This is a genomic window from Algibacter sp. L3A6 (genome assembly GCF_009796825.1).
GTDB lineage: Bacteria > Bacteroidota > Bacteroidia > Flavobacteriales > Flavobacteriaceae > Algibacter.
This window is the reverse complement of record NZ_CP047030.1, coordinates 3,470,600-3,494,209: the sequence shown is the minus strand read 5'-3', so window position 1 is coordinate 3,494,209 and position 23,610 is coordinate 3,470,600. Positions and strand designations below refer to the sequence as shown.

Genomic DNA, 23,610 nt, shown 5'->3' with positions numbered 1-23,610 from the left:
CGTATTTTTAATGTTTATGATTTTCTTTTGTTTGTAACAACTTCCAATTAAAATAATGCGCTAGCGATACTAAAGAAGCTCCTGCAACAGTATTGCTAACTTCCCAAAATTCATTTAAATCTAGCCTGCCCAATAAAATGAATGAAAAACCTAATAAAGCGTACATCAACGGTTTTAATTTAAAATGTGTTTTTTTATAACTCGGCCAAAGGGAGACTAAAACAAACACAATACCAAAAGCTATAAAGGTCCACTCTATTAAAGGGTTTCCTAGAAAATGTAAACTACCCAATGATGAAAATGAAAGTATCAGTGGTATTGTAGCACAATGAACCGCACAAATTAACGAACTAGAAAAAGCAATAATATCTACAGTGTTATTTTTAATTTTCATCTAAAATTTATAAAACATATTATTTAACTAGTAAGTAAAAGCGCTATCTGTTAACTTTCTCTCATTATTTCGATAACTTAAATGCAATGTTGTCGCATTAATTGGTTTTGCAAATATATTATGTTTTTATAATAATGCAACATAATTGCAGTAACTTATTGCAATTATGTTGCATTATAAATAAAAAGAAGAAATACACCAACAAAAGAGGCTATTTTGGAGGTTTTAACAAAAACCAGAAAGGCGATGAGTCAGGATGCGATTGAACAAGAAATAGATATTGGTATCAATAGAGCGACCATTTATCGCGTTCTAAATAGATTTTATGATGATGGCGTTTTGCTTAAAATTGTTGCCGAAGATGGTAAACAATATTTTGCACGGTACAACAAAGTTGGTGAACAAGAAATAGCAAAGAATCATCTTCACTTTAAATGTTTAATCTGTGAGACTATTGAATGCTTGCATGCTGAAGTAAATTTCTCTATACCGAAGGCATACATTGTTCAGAATGTTAATTGTGTTTTAACTGGTACTTGTGAAACTGTTCTTAATGTGGGTTTAGCAAAAAATAAAGGCTTTCCTTCTAACAATACATTGCCCCATAAAAAAACCGCCCATTAGGCGGTTTTTATTTTATATAAAATTGGTTATATCAACCTATTCGAAATCACACTCTTTACCTAAGTGTTCAAACTTAGCTAATTCTTCTATTAATCCGTTATTCACTTTTCCGAAAACTTCATAAGCGATTTTACCTAAAGGTAAATGCACAGGAGCCTCTTCTAACTGAGCTAATTTATAAATAGCATTTGCCGCTTTTTCTGGATCTCCAGGTTGGTTTCCACTTAAACCTTGTAAACCTCTTATACGTTCACCAACAGTACTTTCGTAATCTTCGATTTTAGTATTATCATAAGCTGCAGAACTTCCAGCCCATTCTGTTCTAAATGGTCCAGGTTCAACGTTTGTTACTTTAATATTAAGTGGCTTTAATTCTGCCGCTAAAGCTTCACCAATACCTTCTAAAGCAAATTTAGAACCATTGTAAATCCCTAAACCTTGAGAGCCTACACGCCCTGCGATAGAAGTTATGTTTATAATATGTCCAGAACGTTGCTTACGCATTTGTGGTAAAACCGCTCTAATAGTCGTTAAAACGCCAAAAACGTTTACTTCAAACTGTCTTCTAACTTCTTCATCAGAAATCTCTTCAACACTTCCCATAATACCATAACCGGCATTATTTACAACCACATCAATTTTCCCGAATTTATCATAAATGGTTTTAATACCATCAACAATCATTTGTGAAGAAGCAACATCTATAAGTACACCAAAAGAATTCCCTGGGTTTTCATTGTTAAACGCCTCTACTTGGTCTTGTTTTCTAAAAGTTCCTACCACAATTTGTCCTTGTGATAACACCTCTTTAGCTAACTGTTTACCTAATCCTGATGATACACCAGTAATAAACCATACTTTTTTGTCTGTACTCATTTTTGTTTTGCTTATATTCTGTAAAAGAAATTGTTTTTTTGCAAAACTACTAAAAAAATATTATCATAATCACATAATGATATTAAATCCATTTAAAATGATAACTTCTTGTTTTTTTTGCTCTTATAAAACCATAAAAATTATTTTGTAGTCTAAGTTTCACTGATATCCTATAAAAATCATCGAATTAAACTAAAATGCCCCTTTTGTGTCGTTCCGTTTTTATAGAATATAAGATACCAATAACCGCCACTTGATAGAGGGACACCACTATAAGTGCCATTCCATCCTTCTGAAATATTCCTTACTTCCTTTAATAATTTTCCGTAACGATTATAAATAAAAATACTTGATACTTGGTTTAATAGATCTGGAACTACCCAATAATCATTAACTCCATCATTATTTGGCGTAAAGAACTTTGGAGGAAAATCATTTGTATCTGTTTTAGCTGTTGTAAAACTTTCTTCAACACAATCTTTTGCACTTCCGTTAGAATTATAGGCTACCACGGTAACATAAACAGTTTTGTTTTCAGGTAAGTTTTCGGGTAAATTATAACTCAAAAAATTTCCAATATCCTTGGAGTTTAAAATATCTGTTCCTTCCGAAAATGTTCCAATAGATAATTTATAACCTGTTGCATCAGGTGACACATTCCATGATAAATTTGTTGCTGTAGATACATTTATTGCTCCATTTAATGGCGCCGTTAATTCGCTACAAAGTGGTAATACCCCGGCTGATTCTGTTGTAAAAAACGCTTCTGAACAATCTACCGCTTCTCCGTCAGAATTATAAGGTATTACCGTTACAAATATAGATGTGCTTTCAGGTAAATCTGTTGGTAAATTATAAATAGTTTCATTACCTACATTTAATGCATTTAAAATATCTGTTCCGTTAGAAGTTGTTCCTACAGTTAACTTATAGCCTTTTGCTTTATCCACTTTACGCCATGATAAATGCGTATCTATAGGGGCATTATTCGCATTAGGTAATGGCCGTAATAATATTGTACAGTCTGGAATGGTTGTTATTATTAATTCAAAATCTTGTTCTTCACTGCAACCAGAAATACCTTCATCATAAATATATAAAGTCACGGGATATACCGGAAAATCTGAATAATTTATAACGTCTCCAGCACTATAAACAACTCCTTTACCTTTAGACGCAGTGTAATATTTTTCATTTCCTGAAAGTCCATAACCTGTAATTACTGGTAAAGTATAATTATCTGATGCTATTTGCCATGTTAAATCATCTATATAATAATCTAAAATACCACCATCTGAAATGATCCAATTATCTGTAATTCTAGAAAAATCGGTAACATAATTATTAGCTTCCATATTAGCTCTTGCTGTTGTGGCTGCACAATATTTACTATTTCCTCCATGAAAATTTACATTAGGTTGTAAATCTAGAGTATCCCAACCAATAAGTAAGTTATCATAATTTAAAACCGATAAAGTTACCCCTAAAAACATGTTTTCCATTTTGGTAACTTGAGCTACATCCCAATTTCCTAAATCTTGATCAAAAGATGTAGCACCGCTAAACATTTCTTCCATATATATAACATTACTTACATCCCAACCACTTAAATCTTGATTAAAAGCTGTAGCTTCTTTAAATAGAGAGTTCATCCATTCTACAGCACTAACATCCCACTTATTAATATCTTGATTAAATAATACGGCTCCTGAAAACATAGAATTCATTGTTTTTACACGACTTATATCCCAGTTGGAAATATCTTGATTAAATACTACTGTATTAGCTAGCATAAAATCCATATTACTAACATTACCCACATTCCAACTACCAATATCTTGATTAAATGCTAACGCTCCATTAAACATACCTGCTAATGAAGTGACATTGCCTACATCCCAGCCACCGATATCTTGATTGAATGTTCTTGCGTTAGAAAATAAATTTGCCATATACACCACATTACTAACATCCCAATTACTTATATTTTGGTTAAATGATATGGCTCCTGAAAACATCCCATTCATCCGTGTCACGTTACTCATATCCCAATCACCGATATCCTGATTAAATGTTATTGCACCAGAAAACATATCATGCATTCTGGTTACCCTGCTAACATCCCAACCACTTATATTTTGGTTGAAGGCTGCTGCATCTAAAAACATACCATACATGTTAGCTACATTGCTAACATCCCACTTGCCGATATTTTGGTTAAATGCTGCTGCGTTTGAAAACAACTGACTAATATTGGTTACGCTACTTACATCCCAACGACTTATATCTTGATTAAATGATGTTGCACGTAAAAACATTTCAGACACATTCGTTACTCGACTTACATCCCAGCTTCCAATGTCTTGGTTAAAAAAAGATGGAGGCGTTATATTAGGGAGCTCCGTTTCTTCAGTATAAAACAAGCGATACATATTTGTTACCTGACTCACATCCCAATTACCTATATCTTGGTTGAATAGCGGAGTTTGCTCAAACATTTTTGAAATATCGGTTACGGTACTGACATCCCAATCACCGATAGGGTAATTAAATGCTTTATTGCCAAAAAACATACCTCGCAAACTAGTAACACTGGATAAATTAGGTGCATCGGTAAAGTTTCCTTGTAATTGTTTACATCCCGCAAAAGCATATTCCATAGAAGCCCAATCGTTATCCCCCCATTGCTCTATGGTTAATAGCTTATCACTATTTAAAAATAGTGATTCATCATACAGTTCATTAAAATATATTCTTGGAAAAAGCCCCGTTATACTCACAGTATAAGTCCCCGCAGAAGCATACGTATGTGTTGCATTTCCTGTTTCAACCGTGTTTGGAGTACCATCACCCCAATCTACCGTATAGTTATAAGTTTCAAAAACATAAGTTGGTATAGTAATACTATTATCAGCACCTGAAGTTCCTACAGCCCAAGTGGTAATAAAAGGTGTTGTTCCCAAAGCCATAACGCCATAACTTCGGCCTATTATAAAAAAACCGATGATGAAAAAAGAAATACAACGTTTGTCTAAACTGAATTTTATCATGACGAATTTTATAGCAAAAAATAACGCTATACTATATTATAAAATAAGAGCACAAATTAATGTAAATCTACAATCGTTCTATATAAATTATGTCTTATTTAAGCCCCTTTTAAACCAAGACACCAAAAATTTCATAAAATATGAGAACTATTTACCTCAGCTATACCTTCTAGTTATACAATTGTTCTAGACCCTTTTATTATTCTATTATAGGAACAAGTAGACAAGTTTAATCGTTCCATAACGATAAAAAAAAACAATCCCACTTCAGCACGTACTGATTGCCTAAAAACAAATAAAATTTACTTAATTTGAAGTCATACGTCTAAAATATATTATAATTTTGCCTCCAAACTATAATAAGCGCATTTACCTATGGTACAATACAACCCAAAAGATTGGATTACTTTTATTTTTAGATTTCATAAATCGGATACATTTAGAAAGCTTTTCCCTTTAATGATTTTTATTGGAATTTACACCTATGGAGTTGGCTATATGGAACTTGAATACTGGAAACTTTCAGAAAAAAGCCATTTATCAAATATTACCGTAATGCACGGTATGTTGGGTTTTGTTATTTCCTTGTTATTAGTTTTTAGAACAAACACTGCTTACGATCGTTGGTGGGAAGGCAGAAAACTATGGGGAGCACTCGTTAATAATAGTCGAAATTTAGCCATAAAACTGCATGTTATTTTAAAAGAAGAACATGATAGGAGTTATTTTAAAAAGTTAATACCTAGTTATGCATCCATTTTAGTAAAACATTTAAACAATCAAGAAACGAGTTTACAACTTTTTGATCATGAAGATTTAAAAATAGATCAACACAAACACCACCCGAACCAAGTCGCTAAAATGATTTTCCAAAAGGTGAACGATTTACACGAACAGAAAAAAATTACAGGAGATCAACTTATTATTATAAATGCCGAAATTCAATCGTTTACCGATATTTGCGGTGCATGCGAACGTATTAAAAACACACCCATTCCTTATTCTTATAGTGCTTTTCTTAAAAAATTCATATTTTTTTACATTATGACTTTGCCCTTTGGCTATGTGTTTAGCCTAGGGTACTATGCAGTACCTGTAGTTGTTTTTGTGTTTTATGTATTGGCAAGTTTAGAATTAATTGCTGAAGAAATTGAAGACCCTTTTGGTTTTGACGCCAACGATTTACCTATTGATAAAATAGCTACAAATATTAAAAAACATGTGGAGGAGATCTTTTAGCAGATCCTCTACCCTAACCAACCCTCTCGATCTAAACTACGGTATTGTATAGCCTCACTAATATGAGAACCATTTACCTCGGCAATACCCTCTAGATCGGCAATAGTTCTAGATACTTTTAGTATTCTATCATAAGCGCGAGCCGATAAGTTTAAACGTTCCATAGCTGTTTTTAGCAACTGTTTAGAATTCTCATCTAGAACGCAATGTTTTCTAATTTGCTTTACATTCATTTGGGCGTTATAATGCACTTTATCCGATTCTTCAAAACGTTTGGTTTGTATTTGCCTAGCTTTGGTAACCCGCTTTCTAATATCTACCGAACTCTCCCCTTTTCTATCATCCGATAGTTTATCAAAAGGTACTGGTGTCACTTCGATGTGAATATCAATTCTATCTAAAAGCGGTCCTGATACTTTACTTAAATAACGTTGCATTTCTGCAGGACTAGATGTTACAGGTGCATCGGGATCATTGAAATAACCACTCGGACTCGGATTCATACTTGCTACCAACATAAACGATGATGGATACGTAACCGTAAACTTTGCTCTAGAAATAGTAACCTCTCGATCTTCTAGTGGCTGACGCATTACTTCTAAAACTTCACGCTTAAATTCTGGTAATTCATCTAAAAATAAAACACCATTATGAGACATCGATATTTCACCCGGTTGCGGATAACTTCCGCCGCCGACTAAAGCGACGTTAGAAATTGTGTGATGTGGATTTCTAAATGGTCTTTGAGCCATTAAACCCGTATCTTTTACTCTACCAACAACAGAATGTATTTTTGTGGTTTCCAAGGCTTCATGCAACGTCATAGGTGGTAAAATACTCGGTAAGCGTTTAGCAAGCATCGTTTTTCCTGCTCCAGGAGGACCAATTAAAATAATATTATGTCCGCCGGCGGCAGCAATTTCCATACAGCGCTTAATGCCTTCCTGCCCTTTAACGTCTGCAAAATCGAACTCCGGAAAATCTAAATTCTGCTCAAACTCCTTGCGTGTATCTATTATGGTCTGTTCTAGCGGTATACCTTTATCAAAAAACTCAATAACTTGTTTAATATTATCAATACCATAAACCTCTAAATTATCTACAATGGCAGCTTCTTTTGCATTAGCTATCGGAAGTATAAAACCTTTATAACCTTCCTCCCTAGCCTTTACAGCAATAGGCAATGCCCCTTTTATAGGCTGTAGCGTACCGTCTAAAGATAATTCTCCCATTATTAAGTAATCTTCCAACCCTTCTGCTTTAATCTGGTCTGTGGACGCTAGAATGCCAACAGCTAAAGTTAAATCGTAAGCCGAACCTTCTTTTCTCAAATCGGCAGGCGACATATTAATAATGATTTTTTTACCAGGAATTTTATATCCGTTATTCTGAAGTGCTGCCGCTATACGAAAGTTACTTTCCTTAATGGCATTATCGGGTAAACCTACAAGATGGTAACCAATGCCTTTATCTACATTCACTTCTACCGTCACCGTTGTAGCCTCAACACCAAAAACGGCGCTTCCAAAAACTTTTTTAAGCATAAATTAAGTTTGTTTGATGCTTAAATGTAATAAATGTATTTGGAATTTTATAATTTATTAAGAATCAAAGAGTACTAGTATCTGATTTTTTTATAATTGAAATTAATTTTCACCTTACTCCTAGTTGCTAAATAATTTGATTTATCACATTATCCAACTAGAAAAATGTTCTATTATTTTCTATTATTTTTTTAGCATCCTATTTTCAACTTTATTACTTTCAATTGAATCTGTTTTTAACTTGTCGTTAATAAAAGCATATTAACAATACCTTTATTTATAATTTCCATTGAAGAAATATTCCAGGTTGGTAAATTGTTGTAGCACTATTTATGTTGCTATGTAATTGTACGCCTAATGAAAAAATCCGTCCCGTATTAAATCGAATTTCACTTTGTAAAGGAAAGCCTATGACGTTGTTTTTAGATTCCGTTGATGACCCCTTGTCGTATGTAAAATTAAAAGAACCGACTCCAGCAAAAAAATCAATTCCAAACCATTTTTTTATTTTTAATTCACGACCATATAAAATATTGTATTCTGCAAAACTGTCATTAATACTTTCTCCACCTAGGTTTATTCCAAATTCACTTGCTCCACCAGCATAAACTTTAAAAATATGTTGTCCTGTATTAAAACTAACATCTAAATTCATTCCGAATCCACTATCTCTATCTGAAAAGTAAACATTTAGAGGAGAAAATGAAATACTGTGAAATTCAATTCCTTTATTTTCATTTTGCGCAGTTACACTTAAAATAATGCTCAAAAAAAATATTGTTAAAAATAATTTTTTCATATCTCAATTATTTTAGAGTTTAAATTTAACTACTGTTAGCCTTTGTATTTAACAAATAATTAAGTTTTGATTAACGCCTAAGCTAGGCATTATTTTTATACAACGTTCTAGTTATCTGCTTTTTTATCCAATATTATAAAGTCCTCCTACTTTACAAAATTTATCTAACACTTTATTTTCTGTTTTTATAAAGCGCTATAGCTTTCAAGAATTTCATTCCACCAGATTCTGTTTGGTCGTATATAAAACCGTTCAATTCAGGATGATTTTTATCAATCCAGCTTATAAGTGTGTTTTTGTTCCTTTCCCATGTAGCTTCTTTAAAATCCAAATATTCCGTTTCAATACTAATTATTTTTTCCTTTTGAAATTTTATAGTTTGATGCATTATAAATGGCGTTTCCTGAAGAAAAGCTATTCTTTTATCTATTTTTGAAATTTTCACTTTCACCATTCCACCCGCCTCCTCTATTTCAAGTATTTTATAGTTAGGGCTAAAAACAGCATCCCATTTCAATAACTCCAAATAATCTTTTTTAGAATATATTATTTTATACTCGCCTTCAATTATAGTTATACTATCTGTAAGACAATTAGATATTTTAGAATCATCTGAATGGCTGAGCTCTTTAAAGTATTGTTTAGAAATTTCAATCTTGTCAATTTGCTTTTCTGAATTTTTACAGGATGCAAACCCCATTACCAATATTAATAATAAAACTATCAGTTTCTTCATGGGTTATTGTTTAAATTAATGACATATCTGGTTGTAACTAAAAAGCGAACATTAATAATTAAGATCAACAAACATCCAAATATAAACAATCAATTTTAGTATCATCACTATGGAGAAAGCAGCTAACAAACTAAATAAAAACTTCTTCTTACTGGTTTTGTATTTAGGTTTTATAACATAAACTTGAAGTGGTATAAAAAGTAAAAAAGCAACCAAAGTTATACCCATAGCTACAAATGAAAAACCAACTATTGCTAATTCTCCAAGGACATTAAAAGAAGCATGAGATAAAGCAAAAAAATCATCCAATGAATTAATACCACTATTACCACTGTAACTAGAGTTATTCTTCTTGAAGAACAGGTTTATTTCAATAAAAAACAAAACAATATTAAATGCTAAGTATAGTATTAACCAAATTGTTTTTGTAAATATTTTTTTCATTATTTCAATATTACTATTCCGTTGTGAGATACGCAATAGTTTGAAGAATTAATGTGTGGTTCTTATTCAAACTACCAATTTTCATTACTTTCCTTAATAGTATTACCTACAGTATGTTTTTATGAAAATGAAATCTGAAATTAAAAAAACTCTAGAATACGGAAACCCGTAAAGAACTTAACGCTTATTTACAGTAATTTACATCTTAAAAGTTATGAATTCACTGAGGTTTTATTGTGGAATTATTATTTTTAACGAATACTTTGATTTTTAACTCACAACACTCAAAAAATGAATTTTAAAAAAGTAGTTGTTTTAATTTTGCTTTTAAATGTGCTAAATACCTATTCACAAAACTGGTTGTATAAATCTGGCCAAGATGCATTTGATGGGGACTATAGGTATTGTTATGTATTTGGAAAAGGTGAGTTTCCCTATAACAAACCTAGGCTAAACATAAATGTATTCAATGATAACCACATGGATTTTTATATCTCATCATCTGGCTACTACCCAACAGAAAATGATATAAAAGTAATGCTTAACTTCAGTAATGAGCCAAACGTTAAATACACTTCTGATTTTATAAGTTTATCAAAAGACAATGAAACCATCTTCTTATATTCCTTTAAAAACGAACTCGACTCTATATTCAATAGACAAAAAATTATAAAAAAACTAAAAAAAGGAAGCTCTTTGAACGTGAGAATTATTACTGATTTTGGAGACAAAAATTTAACTTTTAGCTTAGCTAACAGCTCGAAAGCAATAAGTTTTATTTATTCTGACAAATACTCGAATTACATAAAGGACAAAGAAAAAAAACAAAAAATAATGGATAGAGAAAAGAAAATAGTTTCAGATTCTATCGATAACATATTTGAACAAAGAAAAATTGAAAGTGAAAATAAACAAAAACTACTCATTGAGGTATTAAATAAGGCTGGTGTAGTAGAATTAGAAATAAACAAAGCTATAGATATTTTAAAATACCATTTAAAGAACAAATCCCTTAATATTTACGAAATAAGAGCAATAAATCTATACATTAATAACTTTGGTATATTAGGATTTAAAATGTACAATTCAAAGGAAGAATTAATAGATGAAATTTCCGTACAATTACCTGAGACATACAGAAATTTTAGAGAAAAGAAATAATCATTTACTTTAAATAATTAAGGTTTTCAATAATCGAAACCGAAACAATATTTTAAAATGGAAAATATTATTGCTATAATATCACTCGTAATTGCTGCATTAACATTTTGGTTTACTTTTCAAAGTAAACCAAAGGAAGAATTAGACAATTTGAAAGTCTTATTCAAATCAACTCAAAATATATCGCAAGATTTACAGATTGAATTGGAAAACTACATTAATAAAACTGAATCAGGAGACTTAGATATATTTCCAAATATTTCATTTAGTACATATCTAGCTGAGTTAAAAAAATCATCCAAAGAAAATCTTTCTGATGAATTGTACAATAAGTTTGATACTATGGGGCTAACCAAACCAGTAATTGATTCTATGTCTAAAAGTCTAGAAAATCAATTTAATGGATTGCAACATACATTAATTCAATTGAGAATGAGAGATAGACAGAATAACGTTTAGAAGTTATATATCACTCTTTAACTACTTAAAAATTTACTCCAAGTAAAATATCACCAATATCAGGGCATAAAAATTAGCCACGATTTTAGAGGAGTAATCACTTTTTTCAAGACAAAAACCGCAGCTAATAGATAGCAGATTATATACTCTTTTTACTATATTTTACTAAAACCTATAACTTCCCTACCTTACACACTTTCAAAACCCGCACCGCATAAGAAACAACAACCTCATCATCAATCAACACATGAAAATCGTAATGACCTCTTGTTCTAAAACTATAATTTAGCTTCAGTATTCCATCTACAAAAGTAAAATCATCATTCTGTAAAGCTTCCTTAGTAATGCCATTACTCACAGAAAGTTGAACATCATTCAAATTGATTTCTTTTAAAATTTTAAGTTGAAAGGGAATCGTTTCGTCTTTAACAACTTCAATCTTTAAGGTATTTGGATATACCGGAACTACACCATATTTAAAAGAACTTCCATAAACCATCGGCCCATTAACAAATTCATCAGCCCGTGGTTTATCATCTAACAATAACCACTTTGAATCTAAAGGGAAATGACTTTTAGAAAACTGCTCTGGTGAGGCTAAAAAATAACCATCGTTATAACTCTTTATAAATTTGTTTTCATCCACATTAAAAAAACCACTTGCTAAAGTAGCATCTACCAAATACCATTTATTATTGAGCTTCACCGCATTCCATGAATGATTTGCTACACCTAGTTCACCAATTTGACTACTTGGCGAACGACTATAACCATTTACAATCTCGCACTCAATACCAGATAGTGCCGCCAATTCTTTAATTAAATAAGCATAACCTGAACAAATAGTTTTTTGGTTGTCTACCAACTGTTTAAACACTTTTTTCTGTAAAGTCTTATTCCAATTAGTAAAAGCTAAGCTATCATTTTTAAACTTTTTCCGCTTACGAGTGGTTTTCAAATAAAAACCATAATCGCCTTCTATATTAAGACAAACCCATTTATAAATGGCTCTAAATTTTTCGACATCAGAGTCTAATTGAAACGTGAGATTATGTGCTAAAACTGGCAAATTCTTTAATGCAGTATGATTATACAACTCAGAAATACTATCGGCTTTTTTAAAATCGATAGTATTGAAATCTGACTGTTGAGATATTGCCGAAAAACCGACAAAGGCAACTAAAATGAATATAAAGCGTTTCATCTAAAATATACCTTTAATTTTTTGCCATAAGTTTGGCTTAGACTCGTAAACCTCTTTTACTGCTACTTTACCAACAAGTATGCAAACATCATCACGCATTACAATCTCTAATGGTTTTTGATTCTTTTTAATGGCGATTTCTTGTGTTTCGAAACCAATGTAACTTATAACCAGAATATCTCCTTCCTTTAAGGTTTCAGGAAACTCAAACTCACCATCAAAATTAGTGCTTGTACCAATAGTAGTACCTTTTAATATAATATTTACACCTGGTAACGGACTAGACGTATCAGAAACCGTTCCTTTTAAAAATTCAGTTTTAGAAGAAGTTGCTTCAGTTTGCTTTTCACTATCAAAAGCACTTACTTTTTGTACCGTTTGCGTCGGTCGTTGTATTTGTTGCGCCTGTATATTTTGTAAAGAAATTAACGAAATAAAAGCCACACTAGCTACTCTTAGAAAATTAAAAGACGATGTATATCTTCCTTTTTCATCTTCGAAAGTATAAGTCTTTAACTGCGAGGTTGCAAAAATGCCACAGGTATTTTCCTTATTGATTTTAAAATAAGCCTTTAACTTATCATCACTCATTCTCCTAAAGTCTATAACTTCCTTGTCGCAGGAATTACAAAACCCGCCACAAGCCGTAGGTTTAAATTGATTATAATCTTCCGAACACGGTTGCTTTACCGAAATACTTAATTGTTGTTTCATAATATTTATTTTTCTTATTCGAATTTATGAATATCATCATCCAAAAAATATCAAGAATGAGTTAACAGCATTTTTCAGTGCGTATAAGTTCTTTTCCGGTTAGGCTGATTTTTAAACATAAAAAAATCCCGCCATAAGCGGGATTTCATATAATATCAATTTTAGTTTAAAAGCTCTTAGTTTAAAAACTTAGGTTTGATAACTAACATAGCCCAAGCCCAGTTTTGAGTATCTGCAGCAGCAGATTCTGTAACACCTTTTAATTCGTACATACCATCACTAGCAAACATGTGAGAGTATCCTATTTTTAAAGCATAACCTTTAAAAGCTTTAGAGTATACTAAATCTAACTCGGTTCCTAAAGATTTCTCTCCACTAGCTAATTCTTGCTCACCGCTAAAGTTTAAAGCTTTAACCATTAAGCTAGACGTTTCGTTTAGTTTGAAATTTGCACTTACGTGAATATCAAATAAACCAACATTGTTAGCATGGTTTCCTACGTAAAAATAATCCATAAAACCATTGAATTTATGATTGGTTCCATATAAAGGTAAAAATGCTTCAGAATCGGTTGTTGTTGTATCGTTACCACTAATAAGCTCCATACCAGCACCTAAACCAACTTTAGCCGATGCTTTATAAGTAAACTCTAAACCTAATAAATATGCACCATCAACAGTATCACCCATTTGCATGTAAGCATTTAAAGCCGCTCCAAAATCACCACTTTTATAATCTAAATGCGTTCCTAAAGTTTGAATACTGTTTACACCATCTGGAGTAACACCATCTGCTTCATATTTTTGGAAACCATTGTTTAATAACAATAAGCTACCTGAGAAACTATCCCAAGATTGTTTTAAATAAGCATATTGCATGGTTTTATAAGAAAAGAAACCTGTTGTACCGTAAGCCGTAGAAGTTGATTGAAATCCTGCTGGGTTAGAATAATCTTGACTAAAAGCCAATCCTACATCTAATAAAAATTTACCTTTTTTGTATTTCAATAATGCAGCATCATGATTACGCCCTTGTTGTGCCCAATCTAATCCACCAAAAATACGTTGATCATCATAAGAAATAACCTGACGTCCTAATTTAGTAGTAAATCCTTCGCCTAATTTTACTTCTGCCCAAGCTTGAAATACTGCAAACGAATTATTCTGGTCGTAAGGTAAAATCTGTCTATTTTCTCCCCAAACCATAACATCTTGCAAGCTTAAATAAAAGCTATATGCATCCGTTTTATAACCTGAATTTAATCTAATTCTAGTAGAAATACCAAAACCTGGATCTGCAGCATCGGGAATAATACTTCCAAAACCATTACGGTATTCTGTACGTGGTCTAAACTCACCATCTAATGTAAATTGTGCTTGAGCAAATTGAACCATTATGGTTAAGATACCTAAAGTTAAATAAATTTTTTTCATAATTTTAAATTTGTAGTCGTTAATTGTTTGTTCTATTTAGTATCAATACGTTTAATTTATCATCGCAAATATATGTGACTGTTAAGTCTTACTTTATGATAAATCTCATGTTAATACTCATTTTTAGTGCTCTAAAAAGTCTATTAAGTGTTTTCTATATTTGTAGTAATCATCATGCTCTAACACCGATTTTCGTGTTCTTGGGCGCTCAAAATCAATGTTCAAAATATCACCAATTTTTGCCTTAGGTCCACTCGTCATCATAACCACACGATCTGCTAAAAAGATAGCTTCATCTACATCGTGCGTGATCATTACCGCTGTAATTTTTTCTTTATTCCAAATTTCAATTAATATATCTTGTAGCTCGCCTCGTGTTAATGAATCTAACATTCCAAAAGGCTCATCTAACAATAATACTTTAGGTTTAATTGCAAACGCACGAGCAATACCAACGCGTTGTTGCATTCCTTGAGACAAATCTGATGCCTTTTTATCAAAAGCATCCTCCAACCCTACTTTCTGTAAATAGTACTTAGCAATATCATGCCTTTGTGCTTTTGTAGCATGCGGAAACACTTTATTAACACCAAGTAGCACATTCTGTAAAGACGTCATCCAAGGCATTAAACTAGGCGCCTGAAAAATAACCCCTCTATCTGGTCCTGGTCCTTTTATATGCTTTCCTAACACAGATATATGACCACCAGAAATAGGATTTAATCCCGCAATCATAGAAAGCATGGTTGTTTTCCCACAGCCCGAATGGCCAATGATAGTAACAAACTCTTCCTTTCTAATCTGTAGGTTTAAATCTTCCAAAACCACATAATCGCCTTTTGGAGTCGGATACACTTTTTTCAAATTCTTTAAATCCAGCATCACATCGTTAGATGGGAAAACATGGTTTTCAAACTTATGGCTCTGTTTATTTTCAATTATAACACTCATGTCTTTTCCTTTTAAAATTGATTAACAAAATCCTTAGGACTTAAATCCGGAAGAACAATGGCTTCCTTAGCCTCGGTTTTCCTTTCATTTCCAATATCCATTAAATACTCAATAATAGCATTTCTTGTTTTTTTGAAATTCGGATTATCATTCATTTCCGTTTTATCTCTAGGGCGTTCAATATCAATTTTAAACTCAGGTCCTAAAGTTGCATTTGGTCCCGGACGTAACGGAATAATTCGGTCTGCCATATAAATACCTTCATCCACATCATTGGTAATTAACAGCGCTGTACGCTTATCTTTACCCCAGATATTTAAAATTTCATCTTGTAAATTACCACGCGTTAATGCATCTAGAGCACCAAGTGGTTCGTCCATAATAATCATCTCTGGTTTCATAGCTAATGCTCTAGCAACCGATACACGTTGGCGCATACCACCCGATAATTCTTTAGGCCTTTTATTAATAGCAGGTGTTAAACTCACCATCTCAACATAATCGGCAACAATAGCATGTAACTCAGCTTTCGTTTTTTTAGGAAAAGCTTCTTTAACCGCCATATACACATTTTGCCCAACCGTTAACCAAGGCAATAATGAGTAATTCTGAAAAATCACACCACGCTCATGGCTAGTTCCTATAACCGGCTCGCCTTTAAACAAAACCTCACCTTTAGTTGGAGTAATTAAACCGTTAATTAAGTTTACCAAAGTTGTTTTTCCGCTACCAGTAAACCCTACAATAGCAACAAATTCACCTTCTTCTATCGATAAATTAATGTTCGATAACACTTCCGGTTCGTTTTCGCCTTTGCCGTAAGTTTTATAAATATTATTTAATTCTAAATATGCCATTTTTCTAAGTTTTATTTGGGCGTTACCACAAGGGTCGGGCTTTACGCTTCAAGTCCTCGCTCCGTTCCTACGCTGTGGGCTTTCCACTGCAATCCCTAACGCAAATTCGTCTGTTCAATTAAATCCCTTCTGTTTTATCAAAAGACACCCAGTTTTGTATGGTTAGCATAATTCTATCTAGTAAGAAACCAATAATTCCGATAACAAACATGGCAACAATAATTTTTGCATTAGAATCGTTAGCTCCGTTTTGGAATTCTTCCCAAACAAACAACCCTAAACCAGGACTCTGCGCCAATAACTCAATAGCAATTAAAACCATCCAAGCTACTGATAATGTGATTTTTAAACCAGTAAAAATTAATGGTAAAGATGAAGGAAGCACAACTTTAAATATTTTTTGAAATGGTCCTAACTTCAATACTTTAGCAACATTAATATAATCTTTATCTACAGTAGCTACACCCATTGCCGTATTAACCAAAGTAGCCCACATAGAACAAAAACCAACACTTATAAAGGATATGGTAAACGAACTATCTTCGTTAGAATCTATCAATAATGTTTTTACAATCATAAAAACCAATAAGTACCAAACTACAGGAGATACAGGTTTAAAGATTTGAATAAACCAGTTGAATGCACTTTTTAAAGTCGGACTCAACCCGATGAAAATCCCTAAAGGCACAGCAATAAATAAGGCCAATAAAAACCCAGCGAATACCGTTTTTAAACTTCTAAATATTTGATCTACAAATGATGGACGCCCCGTATAAGTAATAGCATCCTTACCTTCTGCCAATCGTTTTTCATTTAAAACAGCTGTTTTTTCTATAAACGCAGCTTTATCTGCTTTTATAATATTATGGTCTCTTAATAACGACTTATAAGAATCCCAAACCTGACTTGGAGATGGCAACGTATTAGGTTGGCAACTAGAATCTCCCGATGCAATACATGCTTGCAAAGCATCGGCAGCTTCTTGTCCTTGATCTGTAAGTGCTTTTTCAATTTTATGTTCGGCTTCAATGTTGTACAAAGATTTTGCACCCAAATGCCACAGCCCAATAAATAATAGCATAGAAGCCAGTGGAACAACTGTTTTACGTAGGAGGTTTTTTAAATCTTCTCTTTCCAGCTTACCAGTAAATAAATCTTTTAATGTGCTTAAAAAACCTAGACCTATAAAATTGGTTACTTTTCCTAATGTTATACTTTGTTTCATGACTTCTTTATTTATTGGCTTTACTAATTATTGTATCGCTTTATCTTTATTTCCTATTTTAAAACTGTTGATGTAAGAAATTGGATCTTTTCCATCATAAGTCGTTCCATCAATAAAATCTGATGTTGCAGGCTTAAACCCATCTGTTGTTGGAATATCTCCTGCAGGAATATTTCCTTCTTCAACTAAAAGCTTCGCTGCTTTTGTCCAGATATCTGGTCTGTAAATGTTATTAATTGTTTCTGCATACCATGCTGCTGGCTTAGCCTCAGGAATTTGTCCCCATCTACGCATTTGCGTTAAGAACCAAATACCATCAGAATAAAACGGGTATGTTGCGTTGTACTTGTAGAATACATTAAAATCTGGCATATCACGCTTATCACCTTTTTCGAACTCAAAAGTACCTGTCATAGAATTGGCTAAAACCTCTTCTGGCGCACCAACATATTGAGACATTGATAATATTTTTACAGCCTCCGCTCTATTACTTGGCTCATCTAACCATTTACCAGCCCTAATTAAAGCTTTAGTAACTGCAATAGCCGTGTTTGGGTTATCTTCAACAAACTTTTTTGTCATTACAAAAACCTTCTCTGGGTTGTTTTTCCATATATCGTAATTTGTTACTACAGGAACTCCAATACCTTTAAATACGGCTTGTTGATTCCATGGTTCACCTACGCAATATCCGTGAATGGTTCCTGCTTCTAATGTTGCTGGCATTTGTGGCGGAGGTGTTACAGATAGTAAAACTTCAGCATCAATCTGTCCTTGAACATTATCTGCAGTATACATTCCTGGGTGAATTCCAGCAGCTGCTAACCAATATCTAATTTCATAATTATGTGTAGATACCGGAAAAACCATTCCCATTTTAAAAGGCTTACCAGAATTTTTGTATTCTGTAATTACCGGCTTTAAAGCTTCCGCTTTAATTGGGTGTACAGGTTTTCCATCTTCTCCTGTTGGTACATTTGGTTTCATTTTAGACCAAACATCGTTAGATACCGTAATACCGTTACCATTTAAATCCATAGAAAATGGTGTTACCAAATCGGCCTGACGTCCAAATCCTGCTCCAGCAGCAATTGGTTGTCCTGCTAACATGTGAGAACCATCTAACTGACCATCAATAACACGATCTAAAATATTTTTCCAATTCGATTGTGCTTCAACTGAAACAAATAAACCCTCATCTTCAAAAAATCCTTTTTCTTTTGCAATGGCTAAAGGCGCCATATCTGTCAATTTGATAAAACCAAATGTTAATTGTGGTTTTTCAATATCTAATGTTTTTGTTTTAGAAACTGCAGCTACAGCCGTTTCTGCTATCTCTTTCTTTTTCTCTTTGCCTCCACAAGCACTTAATGCAATCGCTAAGGAAAGAACTAAAGAGGATTTTGTTAATAATGATTTCATATTGAATAGTTTTAATTAATTACTAAGTATTAATACTTACTTATTGCAAATATATAAGTAGAACATAATTTATTACATGACATTACCCATGTAGTAACATCTTTTTTAGCATATAAAAACCTGCTAAAACACAGTTAAAAAAAACAACCTCCTGATTTAAAACAATTTAAACCCACTAAACAAACTACGTAAACCAACATAGTGAACATGAAAAACTACGTATAAAAACACGTATTTATAAAAATAAAGTTGAAATAATGTTTTAAATGAAGTATAACTTAAAATAAACCAATGCGGTTTTTAAGTTGAAATAAGAAAGAAATGAAAATGTATATTGTATAACTTTGAAATGTAGCTTAACTATCTAAGAAATAGTTATGTTCGCTAATTTCATTTTTAAGTGCTTGCACATTAGGAACACCAATTTTTTTTCCTTTAGCAGAAATTAAACCTTCCTTTTTTAACAAAGAAAACACACGGATTACCTGCTCTTCTGTGGTTCCTGCATAATCGGCATATTCTTTTCGGCTTAGTGGCAAATTAAGATAACCACGTAAATCACCAAATTTTCTATGAATATATAAAAGCGTATCAATAACTCGCTCACGAACCGTCATTTGAGAAATAGACTTCACTTTAGATTCACTACGATTAAGCTCGTTGGCATAAAAAAGCATTAACTCATAACTAAACTCAGGACTTTTCCTTAAGGCTTCTTGTAAACTATCTTTTGAAAAATAACAAAGTACAGTGTCTTGTAAAGCCACAGCACCAATAGAATAATACTCTTCGGTACCAAAACCACGATGCCCGATAATTTCGCCTTCTTTAGCAAAACGAACTATTTGCTCACGACCATTAATACCAGTTCTGAAAACTTTAACAGTACCTTTAAGAATAAAAAACAACCCATTAACTGGAGCTCCTTCTATTATAAACTGTTGGCCTTTTTTACAACGAATGTCACTCTTTTCTTTTTCTAGAATTGCAGGACCTAAGGTATTTAATGCATTCTTTATTAAACAATTGTTATTAACACATACTTCGCAAGCCGTTCTCGTGAGCGATCTCACGTTTGGCGGTGTTCTATATGTATTTACAACTGTATTTTGCATAAAATCTTTAAGCGACTCATACAAATATAAGTATTAATACTTACTTATTGAAAACACTACTTATTTTTAATAATTACGCAAATAGATTCTAAAAATAATAAAGACATCATATATTTATGATGTCTTTATTATTAAAACCGTAATTTAAAAATTGGATTTTATGTATATCTTTCTATCGATTAAGAATTTAAATCTATTCTACTGCTCTCATTTTTTACGACCAAAAGTCTTCTTTCTGCAATACGCTAAAAGCGTTACAATAACCATAAAAGTAGCTAAAACATAAACAAACTTAGGAATTGGTAACGGATCGCCAGCAGCATAACTATGTAAACCCGACAAATAATAATTGACCCCAAAAGAAGTCATTATAATAGACCAAAAAGCAAACATACTTGCTACGTTTACAACAAAGTTGTTATTCAGTTTCGGGATAAATCTTAAATGCAAAACGATAGCATAAACAATAATACTTATTAAAGCCCATGTTTCCTTTGGATCCCAAGCCCAATAACGTCCCCAAGACTCATTAGCCCAAACACCTCCTAAAAACGTACCTACAGCTAATACAAACAAACCAATAGTCATGGCTATTTCATTAATATAAGTAAGCTCTTTAATTTTAATTTCTATTATCGCCTTCGTTTTTGGTGTTTTAAAAATATAAAGTAACAACGCCATTAAACCTAAAATAGCCGATAATGCTAATGGCGCATAACTACTAACAATGGTTGCCACATGTATTTTTAACCAATACGACTTTAAAACAGGCATTAAATTGGTGATTTCTGGGTTTAACCAATCTAAGTAGCTTACAAATAATAAAGCTCCAGAAAATAAGGTAGCTAACGGTAAAGAAAAGTCTGATTTTCTAAATGTAAGCAATCCACACAGCAGTAATACCCAAGAAACAAAAACCAGCATCTCGTAACCATTACTCCATGGCGCGTGTTGAGCCACATACCAACGTAAAATAATATTTCCTGTAAAACATAGAAATGAAACTAGAGTTAGCACTATAAGTATATTATTAAAAAACTCTATACCTTTTTTCTGCACAAACATTTTTACAATAGCCAAAACGAGTAACATTAAACCAAGTGCAAAAAATACTTGAAATAACCAAAAATTAATATTAGCTTTATTATACCAAAGCTCTGCTTCTATGCGCTCTGGTGTAGGTATTACAGTTGCGCCTAAAACCTCTTGATACTTTTTAATGTACATTAATTTCTCTTGAGCATCATCATACTTAAGCATTACAATATCATTAAAATATGATGGAATAATGCTTTGCGCGAACTGAGCATCTTCCTCTGGGAAATCTCTGAAATGATGTTTAAAACTAAACCACGTATTATTGGCATCATTCTTATTCGGGAAGATCTTTAAATAATTTCCAGCAAATAAATTATATAAAATATTAAATCGCTCATCAACTTTTAAAACCTCTTTATCAAACTCATTACGTTCTGCGGGCTTTTTCTTGTTAGCTTCTTCAACTTGATTGGTTAAAATATAATCACCTTTATCATCTAGCAAGCTAGTATAAGGCAATAGGTTGTTTGTACCAACTACCACATCTCTAAAAAGGTTACCTGTTTTGTCAAAATCGGCCTTAACAAGCGGTATTTTCTGCCAAACGTGCGGTGCTATGTGCATGGCTAAAAACGTTTGATTGGCATCAAAAGTTACTTTTTCATCGTTTATTTGATATGAAAAACTCGATTTTCTTGATATTTTTCTTAAAAACTCAGAACCTAATGTATTTACAGGTTTTATTCTACCATCAAGATCTTGTACCAAAATTCTACCAAAATAATCGGCATGTGCGCGATCTACCTCTTGCGATTTTACTAAACGCTCTATTTGCTGTGCTGTAGAATCGTTTAATTGCTGAGCAAATGAAGCCTGTAAACCAAAAAGCAATATTACAACAGCTACATGTTTCTTTTTTAAATGTTTCAGTTTTTTATTAATTAAATGAAAACGAGATGCTTTTCCGAAAAGGGTAAAAAACATACCCAACGTCATCAGTAAATATCCTAAATACGTAATCCAAGTTCCTAAACTATCATGGTTAACAGAAAGCACGGTTCCTTTTTCATCGGTATCATAACTGGCCTGAAAAAAGCGATAACCTCGATAATCCAACACATTATTCATAAAAATTCTAAACGGTGTTTTTTCATCGTTATCTAAAATAGTAACTTCACTAGCATAAGCCGATGGACTCGATGAACCTGGATAACGCTCTAATTGAAAATCATCTAGCTGAATAGAAAACGGCATTTCTATTGCTCCTGCTCCATAAGATAAAATCACTCTTAAATTATCAATATTCACCTCGTGGTGTGTTGGCAGAAAACCTTCGCGATACAATATATTTAAAGGCTTTTCAGCATCATTCACAGATACATTTACTAATAATGCATCATCCTTCATTTTATCGTTTTCTTTAGAATCTTCAGATTCACTTTTTAAATGAAAGATTCCGCTTTCGAAATACGTTAATGGCACAAATGAAATATCTCCAGAACGATATAAAGTTCTTAAAGTAATGGCATACAAACTATCTTTAGGAATCACTCCTGCTTGTTGTGAATACATGATAAAGAAATCTAAATCGTGAGGAGAATCGATACTAAAAGCACCATTTTCTTCAACAATATTAATAATACCTTTTTTATCAGAATTGAAACCAATTTCATGCTGATGCTCTCCTATCTTTTCAATTTCTCCTTTTTTAAGGTATATGGTATTTCTACCATTTCCTTCGGTAACTACCATTTCTAAAAGAGGTTCACCATGTTTTTCATCTTCTACAACTTCGGCAATAGCATCTTCCACATAATCGTTGTAAGATACCGCTACTGTTGCGCCTTCAAAATCTGTTTTTAATGTGAAATCGTTATTTTTTATATATGAAAACGATCGTTTTTCTTTTACCGTTTTAGACGTTTTTCCATCAGTAATAGTTACTGATAAAAAATTAGTATCTGAAATAACCACATTAGACGATTGCCCTTCTCGAATACGCATAACGCCACCATAAGAAGTATAACGTGTAATTCCTGCACCAAGAATGATGACAATGAAAGATAAATGGAACAGTAAAATGGCCCACTTCTCTTTCTTTAATAAATTATACTTAAAAATATTGGCGATGAATGAAAAAGCTAAACCAACCATAACCATCTCAAACCACCAAGAGTCGTAAATGATTATCCAAGCTGTTTTTGTTCCATAATCGTTTTCAACAAATGTGGCTACAGCCATTGATATGGCAAATGTTAGTAATAAAAGTAAAGCCAACCTTGATGATGAAAAAAACTTGTATAATTTCTGCATAAAACTTTATTA

At 32.5% G+C, this 23,610-nt stretch carries 20 protein-coding genes; 4 read left to right on the top strand and 16 right to left on the bottom strand.

Going from position 1 to position 23,610, the window contains the following annotated elements:
• Window positions 1–7: 7 nt before the first annotated feature.
• Window positions 8–394, bottom strand: a complete 387-nt coding sequence (locus tag GQR98_RS14510) for a MerC domain-containing protein (RefSeq protein ID WP_159020127.1) — start codon at window positions 392–394, stop codon at window positions 8–10.
• Window positions 395–574: 180 nt separating this feature from the next.
• Here GQR98_RS14510 and GQR98_RS14505 point away from each other — a divergent pair, with 180 nt between their 5' ends.
• Window positions 575–1,018 (top strand): Fur family transcriptional regulator, encoded by a 444-nt coding sequence (locus GQR98_RS14505; protein ID WP_159021178.1) that lies wholly within the window; start codon window positions 575–577, stop codon window positions 1,016–1,018.
• A gap of 36 nt (window positions 1,019–1,054) precedes the next feature.
• Here the strand turns inward: GQR98_RS14505 and GQR98_RS14500 are convergent, their stop codons facing one another.
• Together GQR98_RS14500 and GQR98_RS14495 are read right to left on the bottom strand one after the other, a co-directional pair.
• On the bottom strand, window positions 1,055–1,894 hold the full coding sequence (locus tag GQR98_RS14500; protein ID WP_159020126.1) for an oxidoreductase: 840 nt from the start codon (window positions 1,892–1,894) through the stop codon (window positions 1,055–1,057).
• A 179-nt stretch (window positions 1,895–2,073) separates the two neighbouring features.
• Entirely contained in the window at window positions 2,074–4,944 is a 2,871-nt protein-coding gene (locus GQR98_RS14495) for a BspA family leucine-rich repeat surface protein (RefSeq protein WP_159020125.1), read from the bottom strand.
• Between the two features lie 375 nt (window positions 4,945–5,319).
• Here GQR98_RS14495 and GQR98_RS14490 point away from each other — a divergent pair, with 375 nt between their 5' ends.
• Window positions 5,320–6,183 (top strand): bestrophin family protein, encoded by an 864-nt coding sequence (locus GQR98_RS14490; RefSeq protein ID WP_159020124.1) that lies wholly within the window; start codon window positions 5,320–5,322, stop codon window positions 6,181–6,183.
• 8 nt (window positions 6,184–6,191) lie between these two features.
• Here GQR98_RS14490 and GQR98_RS14485 read toward each other — a convergent pair whose 3' ends face one another.
• The 4 genes from GQR98_RS14485 to GQR98_RS14470 form a co-directional block, all read right to left on the bottom strand.
• A complete protein-coding gene (locus GQR98_RS14485) occupies window positions 6,192–7,727 on the bottom strand; it encodes a YifB family Mg chelatase-like AAA ATPase (protein WP_159020123.1) in 1,536 nt (511 codons plus the stop codon).
• A gap of 277 nt (window positions 7,728–8,004) precedes the next feature.
• Window positions 8,005–8,526, bottom strand: a complete 522-nt coding sequence (locus GQR98_RS14480; RefSeq protein ID WP_159020122.1) for a hypothetical protein — start codon at window positions 8,524–8,526, stop codon at window positions 8,005–8,007.
• 172 nt (window positions 8,527–8,698) lie between these two features.
• On the bottom strand, window positions 8,699–9,262 hold the full coding sequence (locus tag GQR98_RS14475; RefSeq protein ID WP_159020121.1) for a hypothetical protein: 564 nt from the start codon (window positions 9,260–9,262) through the stop codon (window positions 8,699–8,701).
• Between the two features lie 51 nt (window positions 9,263–9,313).
• Entirely contained in the window at window positions 9,314–9,706 is a 393-nt protein-coding gene (locus GQR98_RS14470) for a hypothetical protein (RefSeq protein ID WP_159020120.1), read from the bottom strand.
• Between the two features lie 291 nt (window positions 9,707–9,997).
• Between GQR98_RS14470 and GQR98_RS14465 the strand changes: the two genes are divergently transcribed.
• Together GQR98_RS14465 and GQR98_RS14460 are read left to right on the top strand one after the other, a co-directional pair.
• On the top strand, window positions 9,998–10,867 hold the full coding sequence (locus tag GQR98_RS14465) for a hypothetical protein (RefSeq protein ID WP_159020119.1): 870 nt from the start codon (window positions 9,998–10,000) through the stop codon (window positions 10,865–10,867).
• A 57-nt stretch (window positions 10,868–10,924) separates the two neighbouring features.
• Window positions 10,925–11,326 carry a hypothetical protein gene (locus GQR98_RS14460; RefSeq protein WP_159020118.1) on the top strand — a complete coding sequence of 134 codons (402 nt, stop codon included), beginning with the start codon at window positions 10,925–10,927 and terminating at the stop codon, window positions 11,324–11,326.
• A 172-nt stretch (window positions 11,327–11,498) separates the two neighbouring features.
• Here GQR98_RS14460 and GQR98_RS14455 read toward each other — a convergent pair whose 3' ends face one another.
• From GQR98_RS14455 to ccsA, 9 genes are all read right to left on the bottom strand, one after another.
• The gene (locus GQR98_RS14455; protein ID WP_159020117.1) at window positions 11,499–12,530 is read right to left on the bottom strand and encodes a transglutaminase domain-containing protein; all 1,032 of its coding nucleotides are present in this window, start codon (window positions 12,528–12,530) and stop codon (window positions 11,499–11,501) included.
• Window positions 12,531–13,244, bottom strand: a complete 714-nt coding sequence (locus GQR98_RS14450) for a carboxypeptidase-like regulatory domain-containing protein (protein WP_159020116.1) — start codon at window positions 13,242–13,244, stop codon at window positions 12,531–12,533. It lies immediately after the preceding gene.
• Window positions 13,245–13,420: 176 nt separating this feature from the next.
• Window positions 13,421–14,677, bottom strand: coding sequence for an alginate export family protein (locus GQR98_RS14445; protein WP_159020115.1), 1,257 nt, complete (start codon window positions 14,675–14,677; stop codon window positions 13,421–13,423).
• A gap of 123 nt (window positions 14,678–14,800) precedes the next feature.
• The gene (locus GQR98_RS14440) at window positions 14,801–15,628 is read right to left on the bottom strand and encodes an ABC transporter ATP-binding protein (protein ID WP_159020114.1); all 828 of its coding nucleotides are present in this window, start codon (window positions 15,626–15,628) and stop codon (window positions 14,801–14,803) included.
• An 11-nt stretch (window positions 15,629–15,639) separates the two neighbouring features.
• Window positions 15,640–16,485: an ABC transporter ATP-binding protein gene (locus tag GQR98_RS14435; protein WP_147676803.1), complete on the bottom strand. Its 846-nt coding sequence runs from the start codon at window positions 16,483–16,485 to the stop codon at window positions 15,640–15,642.
• 118 nt (window positions 16,486–16,603) lie between these two features.
• Entirely contained in the window at window positions 16,604–17,710 is a 1,107-nt protein-coding gene (locus GQR98_RS14430; protein ID WP_159020113.1) for an ABC transporter permease, read from the bottom strand.
• Between the two features lie 27 nt (window positions 17,711–17,737).
• On the bottom strand, window positions 17,738–19,132 hold the full coding sequence (locus GQR98_RS14425; RefSeq protein ID WP_159020112.1) for a CmpA/NrtA family ABC transporter substrate-binding protein: 1,395 nt from the start codon (window positions 19,130–19,132) through the stop codon (window positions 17,738–17,740).
• A 356-nt stretch (window positions 19,133–19,488) separates the two neighbouring features.
• Window positions 19,489–20,247: a Crp/Fnr family transcriptional regulator gene (locus tag GQR98_RS14420; RefSeq protein WP_233268014.1), complete on the bottom strand. Its 759-nt coding sequence runs from the start codon at window positions 20,245–20,247 to the stop codon at window positions 19,489–19,491.
• Window positions 20,248–20,454: 207 nt separating this feature from the next.
• Window positions 20,455–23,598, bottom strand: coding sequence for a cytochrome c biogenesis protein (gene ccsA, locus GQR98_RS14415; protein ID WP_159020111.1), 3,144 nt, complete (start codon window positions 23,596–23,598; stop codon window positions 20,455–20,457).
• Window positions 23,599–23,610: the final 12 nt, after the last annotated feature.

Bases quoted from the DNA above. Each gene is read 5' to 3' on its own strand.
- GQR98_RS14420 (WP_233268014.1), bottom strand. From the start codon at position 20,247: ATGCAAAATACAGTTGTAAATACATATAGAACACCGCCAAACGTGAGA.
- GQR98_RS14500 (WP_159020126.1), bottom strand. From the start codon at position 1,894: ATGAGTACAGACAAAAAAGTATGGTTTATTACTGGTGTATCATCAGGA.
- GQR98_RS14450 (WP_159020116.1), bottom strand. From the start codon at position 13,244: ATGAAACAACAATTAAGTATTTCGGTAAAGCAACCGTGTTCGGAAGAT.
- ccsA (WP_159020111.1), bottom strand. From the start codon at position 23,598: ATGCAGAAATTATACAAGTTTTTTTCATCATCAAGGTTGGCTTTACTT.
- GQR98_RS14495 (WP_159020125.1), bottom strand. From the start codon at position 4,944: ATGATAAAATTCAGTTTAGACAAACGTTGTATTTCTTTTTTCATCATC.
- GQR98_RS14485 (WP_159020123.1), bottom strand. From the start codon at position 7,727: ATGCTTAAAAAAGTTTTTGGAAGCGCCGTTTTTGGTGTTGAGGCTACA.
- GQR98_RS14475 (WP_159020121.1), bottom strand. From the start codon at position 9,262: ATGAAGAAACTGATAGTTTTATTATTAATATTGGTAATGGGGTTTGCA.
- GQR98_RS14430 (WP_159020113.1), bottom strand. From the start codon at position 17,710: ATGAAACAAAGTATAACATTAGGAAAAGTAACCAATTTTATAGGTCTA.
- GQR98_RS14435 (WP_147676803.1), bottom strand. From the start codon at position 16,485: ATGGCATATTTAGAATTAAATAATATTTATAAAACTTACGGCAAAGGC.
- GQR98_RS14465 (WP_159020119.1), top strand. From the start codon at position 9,998: ATGAATTTTAAAAAAGTAGTTGTTTTAATTTTGCTTTTAAATGTGCTA.
- GQR98_RS14490 (WP_159020124.1), top strand. From the start codon at position 5,320: ATGGTACAATACAACCCAAAAGATTGGATTACTTTTATTTTTAGATTT.
- GQR98_RS14425 (WP_159020112.1), bottom strand. From the start codon at position 19,132: ATGAAATCATTATTAACAAAATCCTCTTTAGTTCTTTCCTTAGCGATT.
- GQR98_RS14470 (WP_159020120.1), bottom strand. From the start codon at position 9,706: ATGAAAAAAATATTTACAAAAACAATTTGGTTAATACTATACTTAGCA.
- GQR98_RS14460 (WP_159020118.1), top strand. From the start codon at position 10,925: ATGGAAAATATTATTGCTATAATATCACTCGTAATTGCTGCATTAACA.
- GQR98_RS14455 (WP_159020117.1), bottom strand. From the start codon at position 12,530: ATGAAACGCTTTATATTCATTTTAGTTGCCTTTGTCGGTTTTTCGGCA.
- GQR98_RS14480 (WP_159020122.1), bottom strand. From the start codon at position 8,526: ATGAAAAAATTATTTTTAACAATATTTTTTTTGAGCATTATTTTAAGT.
- GQR98_RS14445 (WP_159020115.1), bottom strand. From the start codon at position 14,677: ATGAAAAAAATTTATTTAACTTTAGGTATCTTAACCATAATGGTTCAA.
- GQR98_RS14440 (WP_159020114.1), bottom strand. From the start codon at position 15,628: ATGAGTGTTATAATTGAAAATAAACAGAGCCATAAGTTTGAAAACCAT.
- GQR98_RS14510 (WP_159020127.1), bottom strand. From the start codon at position 394: ATGAAAATTAAAAATAACACTGTAGATATTATTGCTTTTTCTAGTTCG.